Source organism: Ignavibacteriales bacterium (assembly GCA_026390575.1).
Lineage (GTDB): Bacteria > Bacteroidota > Ignavibacteria > UBA10030 > UBA10030 > Fen-1298.
Genome location: JAPLFR010000002.1, coordinates 172,941 through 188,109 on the forward strand (window position 1 = coordinate 172,941; position 15,169 = coordinate 188,109).

Genomic DNA, 15,169 nt, shown 5'->3' on the forward strand with positions numbered 1-15,169 from the left:
TGCTGCAGTTATAAAAGTCTTTTTATTACTTCTAATAAATTACTCTGGTCAAAACTACTCTTGACAATATACGCATTGGCACCAACATCGATCCCGTGCTCGCGGTCTTCTCTCGATTCAAGTGCTGTCACCAAAACAACAGGCACCTCCGATAATTTTTTATCTTTACGAATTTTTGCTGTGAGTTCAAATCCGTTCATTCGCGGCATATCAACATCCGAGACGATGAGATCGAATTCTCCTTCGAGAGCTTTCGTCACCGCGTCAACACCGTCTACTGCGGTGATAACATCATATCCCGCGGTTTCGAGTATATTCTTTATGAGTGTTCTGGATGTAATTGAATCGTCGGTCACTAAAACTTTATAGACTTTTACCTCTTCCTGTACTTCATTTTTTGTTATTCTTTTCATCGAAACAGAATTCAATGCTGATTTCATCAAATCCGAAACATTAATGACCGGAACTACTGTGCCGGAACCAAGAACTGCGGCTCCGCTTATATTCCGTACACTTTGTAATTGCCTGCCTAATTTTTTTACAAGGATCTGATGTTCATCAATTATTTCATCAACCTTAAAACCGATACGATAATTACCTTGCGTAAGAACAACAATTTGGATGAAGTGCGGAAAAGATGGTGTGTTCCCTTTTTGTGACGAGGGTGCTTTCGTCCTATTAGGTAATCCCAGTACATCGCTTAAGCTTATGATCCAAATAATTTCTTGATCGACCAGAATAGTTTCCCGATTTTCTACCGTCTTTATCTCCTCGTTGCTAACCCTAAGGGCACGTGCGACATTCCCTGTCGGTATAATGAAGAAGTGTTCTGCGGTTTTTACTAAAACCCCTCTCACGGTAGACAAAGCGAGTGGCAGAATAAGGCGGAAGGTAGTGCCAATATCCGGCTGACTTTCGACGAAAACCTTTCCGCCAAGGTTTTCTACTTTCTCGCGAACAATAGCCAAACCCAGTCCGCGTCCGGAGATGTCTGTGATCATCGGACTTGTCGTAATTCCGGATTTAAATATTAAATCTAAAGATTCCTGAGTACTTATTCTTTCTCCATGCTCTTTTGAAACGACGCCTGCTTTGACAGCGGCAGAAATTACTTTTTCACCATTGATACCTGCACCGTCATCTGAGATACGTATTTCAAGGTTACGGCCATCGATCACTGTAAATGTGAGTGCTATAGTTCCCAGGGACGGTTTTTTTAATTCCACCCGTTTTTCCGGTTTCATTATTCCATGGTCAATACAATTTCTCAATAAATGTATCAACGGATCTTTCAGTTCTTCCAAAATCCGCTTGTCAACTTCAATCTCTTTACCATGAGTTATTAATTCTACTTCTTTACCTTGAGTGCGGGAAAGATCACGAACGAGTCTTGGAAATACTTCAATAATTGTAGATACGGGCAGCATCAAAATATTTTTCATTGATTCTACGTGATCATCAATCATTCGTCCAAGTGAACGCTGGTCGTTTTCTATTGCATGAGTAACGGTCACTATATTCCGCTCTGTTTCATCCAGCCGTTCATTCGTCCAATGAATCATCTCTTTTACTTGAAGTCCGTTATCGCTGGATCGCTGGACATCTAATTTTCTTAATTCCGTTTTCCATACTCCGACAAAATTACAAATACTTTTTAGTTCAACCGTTCTTTGAACAGAGGCTATTTTAGATTGAATCATTTGCTCAGCCTGTAAAAACAGCGGATCCAGTTTTGACGCTTGTATTCTCACGGTTTCCAAGTGCAATGGTTTCTCATCAACTGATTCAGCCTGTGCAGATTCTCTTTTTGCAGACAGCGCACCTTGCGCGATTTCTCTCGATGCTTTTTCTTCACTTACTAACTTTTTATCAAACAATACCCCGTTCACACGCTGAGTCTGTTGCTTGGTCTTATTAGGACGATTTTTAACAATTGTTATTTGCTCTTTCTTTTTTTTATTTGATTGATCTTCATCTGCGATGGAGAGTAACGTTCTTATTAATTCTCTATCATCACTCACTGATTTACTCCCGGTGCTGGAAATCATTTTCGAAAGGGCGTCCAGCGATTTATGGACAAGATCAAATTGATCGGCAGAGAAATAGATTTGTTTGTATTTTAACTTCGCGAACAAGCTCTCCAATACCTGGCACAGTGATTCGATATCCTTTCTATTGACAGAACGGGCAGCCCCTTTTAAACTATGTGCCTCACGATAAATAGTTTCAATCAATTCCGGCGACATTGTATTTTGGGGATTCTTCTCCAACTCGATTAAACCGGAAGAGAGTACATTGATATGCTCTTCCGCCTCAACTTGAAACATTGCTTGAAGTCGTTTTAAAAACTCTTCTTCTTTTGTTTTCATCGATATAACCAGCGTTATATTTTATACTGCTCAACAAGCTGTAATAATTTTAGCCCTAATTCATTTATATCCTTTGCGGCATTCCCTGTTTCCTTCATACTTACCGCATTCTCTGTTCCGGCTTGATTAATGTTTTTCATCGCTAAACCGATTTGATCCATCCCAACTACTTGTTGTTGACTCGATGCAACAATCTGAGAGGCCGCTTCAACCGCTTTGATGCTGCTCGCCGCTAAATTTTTTATTGCTTCGCCGGCTTGTGTTGATTGCTTTACTCCATTTTCTACAGCCTTACTGGTTTGTTCTGTAGCCATGACCGCCGCATTCGTGGCTTTCTGTATGTCACTTAATATATTACGCACTTGTATTGTGGCTTGTTTTGACTGCTGTGCAAGAGATTTAATTTCTTGAGCGACAACTGCAAATCCTTTCCCTTGCTCTCCGGCTTTTGCTGCTTCGATAGCGGCATTTACTGCCAGCAAATTTGATTGATCGGCTACGTCGGTAACTGTAGCAATGATGCCGCCAATCTGCTGGCTCTGTTCGCTCAAGCGAACAATGGTATTTGCAACTGCCTCCATTTGGTTTTGAATATCATCCATTCCGTTGACAGTTTCATCAACGGCTTTTTGACCGCTCTGAGTTACTTGAGCAGCCTGTTGAGCATTCTCTGAAACACGGCTTGCTTTTTGGCTGGAAAGTTGAGCCGCTTGTCGAACTGCTTCAACAGTTGCGGTCGTTTCTCTAATAGCAGAGGCTGTTTCAGCAATTCCTGATGCCACCTGAGTGGTGGCCGCCAGAATCTGGGTTGAGGAAACAGTCAGGATATTCACTGTTTTCCTTACTTCTTTCAGTACATTGGAGAGGTCGGTGTTCGTTATAATTAATTCTGCCGCACGTTTTTCTTTCTCTTCATTTTGAAAGATGAGCTCTTTGTTGGCAATGATTAACTCTGCCGCACGTTTTTCTTTCTCTGCGTTTTGAAAGGCGAGCTCTTTGTTGGCAATGATTAACTCTTCTGCCCGTTTTTCTTTCTCTTCGTTTTGAAAGATGAGTTCTTTGTTGGCAATAATTAACTCTGCTGCCCGTTTTTCTTTCTCTTCGTTTTGAAAGGCAAGCTCTTTGTTGGCAACAATTAACTCTGCTGCCCGTTTTTCTTTCTCTCCGTTTTGAAAGATGAGCTCTTTGTTGGCAATAATTAATTCTGCTGCCCGTTTTTCTTTCTCTTCGTTTTGGAAGATGAGCTCTTTGTTGGCAATAATGAGCTCTGCTGCCCGTTTTTCTTTCTCTTCGTTTTGAAAGGCAAGCTCTTTGTTGGCAATAATTAACTCTGCTGCCCGTTTTTCTTTCTCTTCGCTTTGGAAGGCGAGTTCTTTGTCGGCAATGATTAACTCTGCTGCCCGTTTTTCTTTCTCTTCGCTTTGGAAGGCGAGCTCTTTGTCGGCAATGATTAACTCCGCTGCCCGTTTTTCTTTCTCTTTGCTTTGGAAGGCGAGTTCTTTGTCGGCAATGATTAACTCCGCTGCCCGTTTTTCTTTTTCTTCGCTTTGGAAGGCAAGCTCTTTGTCGGCATTGATTAATTCTGCCGAACGTTTTTTGCTTCCCATTAGATTAAAGAAATTTTTCATTGGTTTTTCCTTTTATTAATTGATTCTTCATTCATTTCTTCGTTAACGATAATTTTTTCGTCGTTTAAAATACTTTCCGCATCAAGCAAAACAATATGCTCTTTTGTCACGCCTTTCAGATACTTTTTACCGATCCCTATGACACTCGGCGGAGCTGCCATGATCTCTTTAAGTGCCACAGATTGTGTCCCCTCCACAACATCAGCCAGAATACCAAACTCCATCCGTTCGTTATATATGATTATTACTTTATTCAGTTCTCCCAGACCTTTTTCCTGCAGATTGAAGAATTTTTTAAGATCAATGACCGAAACAATCTGTCCGCGGACGTTAATAATTCCCAAGACAAATGAGGGTGTACCGGGCAGTGTTGTCATATCTTTTAGAGGATATACTTCGCGAACAAATGCGGTTTCGATTCCGTATGTTTCATATGCCAAACGGAACAGAATAATTTCGACACATTCTTGCCGAACGGTTTCATCGTTCCCCCGTAGCGCCAACACGTGCGCTCTTTTCTTTAAGAGAGCACGTTTTTCTTCCGGCAAGAGAATTTCCTTTTGTTCAATTACTTCCTGCAAAGAAGTTACTTTGCGCTTGATTTCGTCCCAATTAATTTTTGTGGTGTGCTTTTGCCCGGGTGTCATTTGATGTAGTTTCATACCAGATCTCTTGTTTGATCCGCAGCAATAATTATTTCTTTGAATCTACCGGCAGTTAGTCCTTCGGATTCAAAGAGGATTTCATCCTGGTTATGTGTATTTAAAATCGTTAAAACAATTTCAGTGCATTTATTCGCGCTTTTAATATTACCAAGACGTTGATAAATATTTCCTAAGGAATAGTGCGAGAGAACAAAGTTGGGATCTAAAAATATTGCGCGTTTTAGCGAGATTACTGCTTCATCCAACTGATTATTTTCCTGCAAGATCGCTGCGTAGAGATAGTACAAGCCGGGGTTGAGTTTGTCTGCCGCGATTGCCTTTTCACATGTTTGTAATGCCATGTCAATCTTTCCCTGGTTTGCATACGCCCGAATGAAAAGAATCCGTTCTTCTGATGTTTGATCATCTTGTTGAAGCATCTCGGTGACTTCCGTGTAATTACCCTGCGCATACAACGCCAAGGCCTTGTCAACCACTGAATGAATTTGAAGTGGGATTTCTGCTTCAGGAAGGATTTCGTTTTCGATTCCCCGAAGTTGTGGTTTTATCTCTTTGATTATCTTGATCGGACTTACCTGCCAAGTATATCCCCTAGGTGTACGAACTGATACCTCGGCAGGAATCTGCTGATGTACTTTCGGATTATTCGATGACTTTTGAAAAAGAACCATCCCTGGAAAATTCACTGCTGTAAATTCTGACAAGCTCGGAAGAGAGAGTTCGCTTGCTGAAACCACCAGGTAACCGTTTTGTACGAGAGAGTTGAACAAACCGTTCACGACTTGACTGCAACGCTTCTCCGAAAAATACATGAGGACGTTACGGCAAAATATGAAATCCATGGCATTCGTATTATTGAGTAACGATGGAAAAACATCGTCAGCCAAGTTCAGATATTCAAATTTCACCATGCGTTTGATCTCGGGAATTATCTCGAATATGTCTTTCTCTTTGAGTGAAACGTATTTTTCTTTTAGCCACCGAGGTGAATTACGGAATGACCATTCACTAAACAAACCGGCTGGTGCTCTGTGTAATATTCGGCGGTTGATATCTGTTGCAAGAATTGTAATGTTCCAATCTTTTATCTGTGGAATTGCCCTGTGAAGAGCTATAGCAATTGAATATGGTTCTTCACCGGTTGAGCACCCGGCGCTCCATATTCTTATTCTCTTGCCTTCTTGCCGGGAACGAATCAGTTCGGGAATAATGCTTTGTTCTAATGCTTCAAAAGTTTCGGGTTCACGCCAGAAATATGTTTCGTTGATGGCAAGATGGGCGGTCAATATTTCTACATGCTCGTGTGTCATGGGTAAAGACATAATACGCTGTATAAAATTTTCTACTCCCGTATAGCCAAATTCTGTTGCAGCAGCAGTAATATTACGCTCTAAATCACTCCATCGTTCTTTAGGAAAATTCAACGCGAGATGTTCAGCAACAAATTCGCTAATTTGCAATAACGTATTTTCCGGAAGAGTATGCTTCATTTCTCACTTTCGGTAAGAGCACCATCCAGTACTCGTTCTTCATCAAGAGAAAGAAATTTTTCAAGATCAGTGATCAGTACAATACCATGTTCGATGGTCGCAACACCAGACAAATACTCTGTAAATGGGAACGACTCTTCTGCATCTAGTACCTGATGTTGTTCAAGGTCATACACACCATTGACCGAATCCACTACAAGCACGACACGCCGTTGAGAAGTCCGCGCAATAATGAATTGATCTTCTAAGTGGATATCGCGATGCGGCAACCGGAAGAGCTTGCGAATATCAATAACGGGAATGATCTCTCCGTGATAATTTATAACGCCTGAAACAACTTGGGGTGCTTTCGGTAAAGGCGTTATCTCCACCGCACGTTCAACTTTTACAACTTCAGATAAATAAAGAGCATAACGCGGTTCTTCAAGACTGAACAGAACAATTTTCTGTTTATCAATATGCTTGAAATTATCCACCGTTTATTCCTGAGAATATATTCGAAGACCGAACCATCACGCTTTTGATTTCCTGGATACCTCTATATGAAAGATCGTAGCGTTCACTGATAACAATATGCCTATGATAACTAGTGATGCCGTTGAGAGTTTGGATACGGAACATACTTTTTACATTTAAAAATTCACCACAGCAGCCAGCTATTATGTGCTTTCTCTATAAGTGTTTTCAACCCTGCTGTACCTTCTTTCAAATTAATAAACAGAGAATCGAAATTTTTCCCCGCCGTCGAATCCATGAGCAATCTACCAATTGTTCCATCTCCTGCTGTTGAATCCATGAGCAGCTTACCGATTGTTCCTTTACCTGATTCCATATTGTGTGAAATCTTTGATAAATCACTTGTAATGTTGGCCGTATTTTCCGTCGTCTGTTTTAGTGATGCCAGAGCATCGTCAATGTCATTTACTTTCTCCATAAGTATTTTAAATCCGGCTGAGCCGTTCTTCAAATTGGTGAACGTAGAATCGACATTTTGGCTCATCGATTGATCCATTAACAGCCTTCCTATTGTTCCTTTTCCTAATTGAATATTTTTTGTAATCTTCGACAAATCACTTGTGATAGTGGTTGTATTATCAATCGTTTTCTTCATTGATACCATAAAATCGTCCACACCCAAGGACGGGACTGTTTGAACGATATCATTGTTTTCTATTTCCTTTTCTCCGCCTGTGCCGGGATACATAATGATCGTTTTATTCCCCATAAGACCCTCCGAGCCAATACCTGCGACCGCATCCTTCTTTATAAACTTACGAGTGCTTTCATCAATGAGTATTTCTACTCTCACGGAGGTATCGCTCACGATACTAATCATGTCTACAGTTCCCACATTTATTCCTGAGAGCCGCACGTTATTTCCTGGCTGAAGTCCGGCAACATCCTTGAATACCCCGCTGATGCGAAATGTGCTTCTGAATAATTGCCGTCCTGCGCCGATAAAATATATTCCGACAATGAATACCATCATTCCAATAGAAATAAATATCCCCAATTTGATCTTATTGCTTGTATCTTTTCTCATTTTATCAGCTCTTTAAGTTTTGTAATCGATTATTCAAAAAACGACCGTATCCAGATATCTGTTGAATTCTTGAGCTCGTCGAATGATCCTTCAGCTTCACACATTCCATCTTTGATCACTACGATTCGATCTGCTGTGAGTCTTGCACATTCCATATCGTGTGTGATTACGACAGAAGAGGTATTATATTTTTGTTGTACTTCCAGAATGAGTTTGCTTATTTCTTTTGATGTAATGGGATCGAGTCCGGTTGTCGGTTCATCATACAGCATGATTTCCGGTTTCAGGATCAACGTTCTGGCCAATCCCAGCCGTTTACGCATACCGCCGGAAAGTTCTGTCGGCGTCTTATCGATTGCTTTCGCTAGACCTACATTCTCCAAAGCTTCTTTTATCATCGAGTCCATATTTTCTTTTGGTATTGAACGCTGCTGCCTTCTCAGCGGAAACTGAAGATTCTCCCTTACTGACATGGAATCATACAAGGCAGCACTTTGAAAGAGAAAACCAATCTTTTTACGTGTTTCAATGAGCTCCTTTTCCGAGAGTTGAGATATATCTTTTCCAAAAATAGCAAGCGAGCCATAGTCACAATCAAGCAATCCTACGATACATTTTATAAGTACTGATTTACCGGTTCCAGATTTTCCAAGGATAACGAGGTTCTCTCCTTTATGAATCACTAAATTAATATCCCGCAGCACGATATTATTCTCGAACGATTTCCTTAGATGCACCATCTCAACTACGATAGAATTGTTTTGCATAGAATCTTGATCGATATTTTTCGGTACTGCATTCTCTGTCATTCTTTTGCTTACTTGATTTAGTATTGATACAAACTTGTAAGTTGTACCGCTATCATATCTATTATAAAGACCAATAACGATGCGAATACGACGGCTGAGTTTGCCGCTTTTCCCACTCCTTCCGTTCCAGTATTTGCATAATAGCCTTTATAACATCCTATCAGACCGATTGCAAATCCGAAGAAAAATGTTTTGATGATCGCCGGGAGCAAATCGCTATATTCGAGACTCTGAAATACCTGCAAAAAGAAAAAGGAGGCACTGACATGTCCATTCAAGTTGACGCCGACAAATGATCCTAATAAACCAACGGCATCGGCCATCACCGCCAAGAGAGGAAGCATCAATGTTGCCGCGAGTACTCTTGTTACGACAAGAAATTTATACGGATTAGTACCCGATACCTGCATCGCATCGATCTGTTCGGTCACCTTCATTGATGCCAGTTCTGCACCAATTCCGGAACCAACTTTCCCGGCAAAAATCAAACCCGTGATCACCGGTCCTATTTCCCGTATGAGGGATATGGCGACCATCGCAGGCAGCATGGAAACCGCGCCAAACTTATTCAAAGTGGGTCGTGACTGAATAGTAAACACTAGCCCAATGATAAAGCCGGTAATAGCAACCAACGGAAAAGACTTGTAGCCGATCAGAAACGATTGTTTCAACAGTTCATTGAACTCATAGGGAGGCTTCAACACTTCTTTGAAAAAGCGCAATGTAAAAGATGCCAGCGACGATACTTCGATAAAGAATTTTCCAAATATCGACGCTAAAAAATCCTCTTCAATTTTTTCACGGGTGATCGATCTTATTTTTATTTTAGGTTCCATTGTTCGTCATGTCTTTCAATATCTCAATAATCCATCCAGCGGCTCAATAATTTCTCAATCATAGAAAGAATCGTTTAGGGCGATCCAGTGATCTTCCAGCATTCCCATCCAGAATGGTTGGGTACGTGTTTTGATCGTCCGAAACGGGACGGCTTGTAGTACACTTCTACTCCCCGGTTCATATCGGGCTGGATGAACTCAGGGATACTGGAGCAATCGCAGTGTTCGCGAGAAGCCGCCGGATATTCTTTCACCTTGGACAGAGACCGATTGTAGATTGTGTCAACAGTTCGAACGTATGTTTGCACGATGCTTGCATCGTACGTTGCAACGCTCACAGCGGTATACACTGTTGCGGCGAGTGTGTCAAAAGCATCGCGTGCAAACTTTTTCGTCCAAGCTTCAATTGTTTCATTAGACGCAGCAGAATCCGATTGTCCGAATGATGGAATGGTGAAATACGAAAGATGAAGATTATCCGGCGACGCGACAATATACCGCGCATAGGGTGCGATTGCAGATATTGTGTACGGCGTGCCATTGTAGCATGTCGAAAGAACAACAAGGTCGAATGGGCGGTGCGCACCCTGAAATTCCCGCAAACACTCGGCAAGCGTATCGACCGTGAATGGTCTATCTGCATAAGACGCATTGTAGTCTTCGCCGTCGAATTCCGGGATTTCATGTCCGAAAAAGAACACAATTTTTTTCACATCCTTCCCTTCGGCTGTATGAAAGCGCCTGTACATTTCAGTTTCGTATCCAAAGGATGAGTTGCGCTCATCCCGCCAATACCGTTCGTGAACATCGAGCCGACCGTTTCTGTAGTAGAAAAATTCACCGTCGCGCTGCGGGAAGAACACGAACGTGTGTCTTTTTCGTTTTTCATGAAAAATGAAAACTTCGGTATGAAGGTTACCTTCTGCAATCGACCGTGCTTTTAATACCGTTACTTCATCCGCATTGCGCGGCTTGCCGAATGCATCGTGATAGAGATAATCTCCGTCTCCGTGTATGAAAAAAACGAGCGAATACTTCAGCAGGCCATCAGGGCGTCGACCATGCGGCACGTCATACTGCAGAGCCGGTTCCGTACTACACGACAAAAGCATTATGGTGAACAGAGGACAAGTGGCTCGATAGGCATATGCCCAATGCCATCGCAAGACTTTCATAAGTGATCGAATGGGCTGACATTTCATAGAAGGCCGTTCGTAATTGTCTGGTTGATGAGTTTACTTATTTCTTTTTCCCCGGCACAAACAATGTCCCGCTCATGATGATCAGCCCGACATCAGCTACTTTTTCTTATGTCCCAAAGCAGAAACTGGTATTAAACAGCCATCACAAACCGAATGACCTGAACGTTGATTCCGGATGTTTTGATGATACCTTACCTACTTTGTTCACCGTTTCAGTTTTCGCGTTAATTTATCGGCTTCGTCTTTAACGATATCTATTGTTTCGGTTATGTTTTCCATTAAATCATCTGCTTTGGACTTGAGTTCATTCATATAGTCGGCAGTGGTGTTGACAATTTTTTTCCTCGTGTGTTTGCCTTGAGCCGGTGCGAACAACATACCCACCACGGCTCCCCCCGCAAACAATCCGAGCCCGCTCCAAAAAACCTTAGCTGAATTCATAGTCATTACCTTTCTTTGGTTCGTTCATTGACATCCTATCGTTCTTTTGTTGTTGTATTAATTGTCTTCTCAAGTTAGCAACATCGTCCCGCACTGATTCAATTCTCTGCGTCATCGTGTCGACCAGTTCATCAACAGTATTTTGTATTTCATTATCAAATGTGTTTGCTTTATGAGCAATTCTTTTACGCGTGACCGATCCTTTTGCCGGGGCGAACAGTACACCCATCAAGGCTCCAGCCGCCATTGCTCCTATGAATACTCTCATTGATACCATAATGCTCTCCTTTCCCATTGATTTAAAAAATGTGACTATGAAGCCCCAGTCACAATCAACTGCAGTATCCCTCCATGGAAAATCGGGACTGCAGAATTGGATGATATTGCTGTCATCCGTCCTGACTATACTAATAAATTCAAGATCAACTTTTTTACCGTCATCCAACTTGCCGGGCAACGCATCATACCTCAGGGGCGAAGTTACTTAGCTGATAAAGGTCAGCATAGTCGATCTTTTTTGTATGGGCAGATCCCAATTCTTATCGCAGAAGCAGCACAACGAGAACGATGATCAGGATCAGCGCGAGGAGGCTGATTGATATCCCTTCAGCTTGCTCCACATCCTGGGCCGTATAATCAGCAAACGCATTAAGCTGCTCATCGGGTACGCGTGTATAACCTTCGGCTCCCGAGAGTTCCTTCTGCTTTTCCTGAATCGATGATTCGAAACGGATGATCGCTTTCCGATCGTTCTCAGAAATCAGCGGCGACCGCTGGACTGCAACGAGCGAACGAGACATTGCAGAAAGAGATGTGCTGAGAATTTCTCGCTTCTCTTGCGGACTGGATGCTGCTTTCACACGAAGAGCTGCATCGTTGAAATATTTTTTAAATTCATCTCTTCCCTGTCCGTACCCTATTCCAACAAAAAGACAAACCATGACAGTATATGCAAATACATTGCGCAGTGACATTCGATTACCCTTTCATATCACGAATGAATAAAAAGTTGACTATCTCACTAACCAGGTACCATGACTCATAAAACAAATAACATTGTAATAAAGATACTACTTCAATGATGAAACGTAATCGTCCAAAGGGATGAAAAAGGAATTAACCCTTTGGGGTTAGCTGACGCACAGCTAACCGATAACTGCAAGCAGGAGAAGGGAAAGAAGCTCATTGAGACACTGTTTACTCCTTTCCCCTCTCAAAAGACCATACTTGATCCCGATATCTATCGGGATTCAGATAGGCAACTCTGCTCTATCCTCACTTCATTAAGACCAGCTTCTTCACCGAAACGAAGGATCCTGATTCCAGACGATAGAAATACACACCGCTTGCAAGACTGAGTCGTTCCTCGCTTGTATTGAATGGCACGGTGTAACTGCCGGCTTCCTGGCGAGTGTTCACGAGCGTAGCAACTTCCCCACCAAGCATATTGAAAATCTTTAGAGAAACCATTCCAGCCTTCTCAAGACTGTATTGAATCTTCGTGGATGGATTGAATGGATTGGGATAGTTCTGCGAGAGCGTGAATTTTTGCGGTGCTGCTCCTGTCTCAACAGCAGTTGCTGTCGCCGGCTGAGTGACAGCATTGGCATCTAATGTAACCGCAGTCTGTGCCAACATTCTACCATTGATTGATGCACCGGTGTTCAGTGCAATAAGCGTTTGACACATTATGATTCCCTCGAAGTGCGAGGTTGTACCAAGCGTCACTTGTCCAGCGACCTGCCAGAATATGTTCTTGGCCTGTGCACCACCGCTCAATATAACAGCCTTCGCATTAGCGAGTGTAATATCTCCTGATGTCTGGAAAATCCAAATATCGTTTTGTCCACCGGAAATAGTTACATCCGTTAGTATTACAATACTGGTAGTCCATTTGTAAACCCCAGGAGTGAGTGTTTTCCCGCCAATACTTCCAGTACCCAGTTCTGTAGAATCAGGAGCCCTGCCTGCGGCGTCTGTGTATGCAGTGAGCATGTCACCTACAGCTGTTGTTAAGATTGTTGGAGTTGGAGGATCATAATCTGCTGCGTATATTTTTCCCGTCACGAGAGACGATATCGCAAATGTCGTCGGAGGGGCTGTTATTCCAAATCCGGTGATGAAACTCGCAGCGGCTGGGCTCAGTGCAATATCACCGACTATTGCGGTAGTTCCGGTGGATGAGATTCCTGTCTTTGCTAGAATCACATAATTACCGGCTGTTCCCAGGTTTACCTGTGCCGGGCCTAATTGAGACACGGCGACGGCATACACCATCAAGATAATCGTCAACGTCGAGCCGAACAGGCGTACCCATCGACTTAGTTTATTTATGGAATTTGTTGTTTTCATAAAATTCTCCTGTAATTAATAAAAGAAAAATAGTTTTGTTTGCTTTCCACTAGGCTTTGTTTGATTATACACCTTCCTTTCGTATAAATTTTTCGTCCAGATTGTCAAATCCGGCACTTCGAGAAGAGTATTATTTCTCTGCTGAATGTGATAGAGATATACTCATAATTTCATAAGAAGGTAATAGGTCTAAAGGATGAAAAAGGGACTAATCCTTTAGTTGTTAGCGGATACATCACAAAACGATAATAGCAAACATAAAGTAGGGAAAGAAGCTCAGTGAGACACTGTTTCCTCCTTCCCTACTCATCCCCGAAGGAATCCTTTGAATAAATCATATGTGATCCCGGTAACTCTCGAAGCTCTAAACGGTTCCGCTGTGCGCTTACTTTATGAGAACGAATTTCTTAACCGAAACGAAAGATCCGGATTCTCCCGAAGGGATGGCATTCGCCACAAGACGGTAGAAGTACACACCGCTCGCAAAGCTGAGTCTTCCCTCGTTGGTATTAAACGATACACTGTAACTGCCGGCTTCCTGATGGGAGTTTACGAGCGTAACAATTTCATCGCCAAGCAAATTGTAAACCTTTAGGGAGACCATACCGGCATTCTTGATACTGTATTGAATCTTCGTAGATGGGTTGAACGGATTTGGATAATTCTGCGAAAGTGAAAATTCTGTTGGCGCCGATCCAATTTCTACAGCAGTCGTACTTGCCGGCCTGACGATTGTACTAGATGCTATTGTAACCGCAGCAATACGTGCCAAAGCTCTGCCATCCAGCGTTGCGCCGGTATTCAGTGAGATTGATTGATCCGCCATAATGGTTCCCTTGAAGACAGAGGTCGTTCCAAGTACGGCTGAAGTGCCGACCTGCCAAAAGATGTTGGAAGCTTGAGCGCCTCCGGCGAGAATGACCTGGACATTGTTGTTCAAATTGAGATCAGACCCTATTTGGAATATCCAGACATCAGTTGAGCTGCCCGAGAGAGTGACGTTTGACGATATCGAACAAGTGCTCGTGAATTTATAGAGTCCGGCTATGAGGGTTAACCCGCCGATATCTCCGGATCCGGGATTTAAAAAAGTACCGGTTGGTACTGGTGTTCGTTCAGCGGCGTCGTTGTACGCTATGGTTAAGTCGCCCTGAGCAGTGGTTAATAAAGTAGCAGCAGGCATCGAACCTGCAGGACCAGTAACATCGACTGCGTATATCGTCCCTGTGACTTCTAGAGCCCCAAAGCCAGTGATACCACTGCCTGCGGCCGGACTCAAACCAATATCCCCGGTAACAGCAGAAGTCGGAACGTTAGAGATTAACGAACCAGCCAAAATCGCGAACGTTCCGGTCGATCCAAGATTTACCGGCACTAGTGATTGAGACACGGCGACGGTATGCACCATCAAGAAAATCGCTAACGCTGAACCGAGCAGGCGTACCCATCGGCCTAAATTATTTGTTAAATTTGTTGTGTGAGTCTTCATATAATCTCCATGTGTTTAATTAAAAATGAAAAAGTAAGTTAACTATTCATTTGACTTTGTTTGTCCTTCCATTCAATCCCAGCTCACTGCGTAATTTCCTTTCCGGCATTTCGAGAAGTGAAATAGTACCTGCTGAACGTGATACAGATATACCGATAATTTCTTAGGGAGGGAATAGCTCTAAAGGATGAAAAAGTAATTAACCCCTTGAGGTGAGCTGACACGTACGAACCGGTAACAGCAAAACAAGAATAGGGAAAGAAGCTCAGTAAGACACTGTTACTCCTTTCCCTACTCGTCATCCCGATAGTTATCGAGACTCTTCCGAAAGAATCCCTTGGGGAT

At 42.6% G+C, this 15,169-nt stretch carries 14 protein-coding genes; all 14 read right to left on the reverse strand.

Annotated elements, in window-relative coordinates; all coding sequences use genetic code 11:
* Positions 1 to 8 precede the first annotated feature (8 nt).
* Positions 9 to 2,369, reverse strand: coding sequence for a response regulator (locus NTX44_02950; protein ID MCX6120561.1), 2,361 nt, complete (start codon positions 2,367 to 2,369; stop codon positions 9 to 11).
* 14 nt (positions 2,370 to 2,383) lie between these two features.
* Complete coding sequence (locus NTX44_02955) at positions 2,384 to 3,997, reverse strand: methyl-accepting chemotaxis protein (GenBank protein ID MCX6120562.1); 1,614 nt, start codon at positions 3,995 to 3,997, stop codon at positions 2,384 to 2,386.
* Complete coding sequence (locus NTX44_02960) at positions 3,994 to 4,659, reverse strand: chemotaxis protein CheW (protein ID MCX6120563.1); 666 nt, start codon at positions 4,657 to 4,659, stop codon at positions 3,994 to 3,996. Before NTX44_02960 ends, NTX44_02955 begins: the two co-directional genes overlap by 4 nt.
* On the reverse strand, positions 4,656 to 6,152 hold the full coding sequence (locus NTX44_02965; GenBank protein ID MCX6120564.1) for a tetratricopeptide repeat protein: 1,497 nt from the start codon (positions 6,150 to 6,152) through the stop codon (positions 4,656 to 4,658). The genes NTX44_02960 and NTX44_02965 overlap by 4 nt, the downstream gene beginning before the upstream one ends.
* Complete coding sequence (locus NTX44_02970; GenBank protein ID MCX6120565.1) at positions 6,149 to 6,628, reverse strand: chemotaxis protein CheW; 480 nt, start codon at positions 6,626 to 6,628, stop codon at positions 6,149 to 6,151. Before NTX44_02970 ends, NTX44_02965 begins: the two co-directional genes overlap by 4 nt.
* A 164-nt stretch (positions 6,629 to 6,792) precedes the next feature.
* Positions 6,793 to 7,695, reverse strand: a complete 903-nt coding sequence (locus tag NTX44_02975) for an MlaD family protein (GenBank protein ID MCX6120566.1) — start codon at positions 7,693 to 7,695, stop codon at positions 6,793 to 6,795.
* A gap of 29 nt (positions 7,696 to 7,724) precedes the next feature.
* On the reverse strand, positions 7,725 to 8,504 hold the full coding sequence (locus tag NTX44_02980; protein MCX6120567.1) for an ATP-binding cassette domain-containing protein: 780 nt from the start codon (positions 8,502 to 8,504) through the stop codon (positions 7,725 to 7,727).
* A gap of 17 nt (positions 8,505 to 8,521) precedes the next feature.
* Positions 8,522 to 9,340 carry an ABC transporter permease gene (locus NTX44_02985; protein ID MCX6120568.1) on the reverse strand — a complete coding sequence of 273 codons (819 nt, stop codon included), beginning with the start codon at positions 9,338 to 9,340 and terminating at the stop codon, positions 8,522 to 8,524.
* A 74-nt stretch (positions 9,341 to 9,414) separates the two neighbouring features.
* Entirely contained in the window at positions 9,415 to 10,515 is a 1,101-nt protein-coding gene (locus NTX44_02990) for a hypothetical protein (protein ID MCX6120569.1), read from the reverse strand.
* A 231-nt stretch (positions 10,516 to 10,746) separates the two neighbouring features.
* Positions 10,747 to 10,983, reverse strand: coding sequence for a YtxH domain-containing protein (locus NTX44_02995; GenBank protein MCX6120570.1), 237 nt, complete (start codon positions 10,981 to 10,983; stop codon positions 10,747 to 10,749).
* Positions 10,970 to 11,260: a YtxH domain-containing protein gene (locus NTX44_03000; GenBank protein ID MCX6120571.1), complete on the reverse strand. Its 291-nt coding sequence runs from the start codon at positions 11,258 to 11,260 to the stop codon at positions 10,970 to 10,972. Before NTX44_03000 ends, NTX44_02995 begins: the two co-directional genes overlap by 14 nt.
* A 262-nt stretch (positions 11,261 to 11,522) precedes the next feature.
* Positions 11,523 to 11,957, reverse strand: a complete 435-nt coding sequence (locus NTX44_03005) for a hypothetical protein (GenBank protein MCX6120572.1) — start codon at positions 11,955 to 11,957, stop codon at positions 11,523 to 11,525.
* A gap of 301 nt (positions 11,958 to 12,258) precedes the next feature.
* Positions 12,259 to 13,335 carry an ice-binding family protein gene (locus NTX44_03010; protein MCX6120573.1) on the reverse strand — a complete coding sequence of 359 codons (1,077 nt, stop codon included), beginning with the start codon at positions 13,333 to 13,335 and terminating at the stop codon, positions 12,259 to 12,261.
* A 385-nt stretch (positions 13,336 to 13,720) separates the two neighbouring features.
* Positions 13,721 to 14,824 carry an ice-binding family protein gene (locus tag NTX44_03015; protein ID MCX6120574.1) on the reverse strand — a complete coding sequence of 368 codons (1,104 nt, stop codon included), beginning with the start codon at positions 14,822 to 14,824 and terminating at the stop codon, positions 13,721 to 13,723.
* Positions 14,825 to 15,169 lie beyond the last annotated feature (345 nt).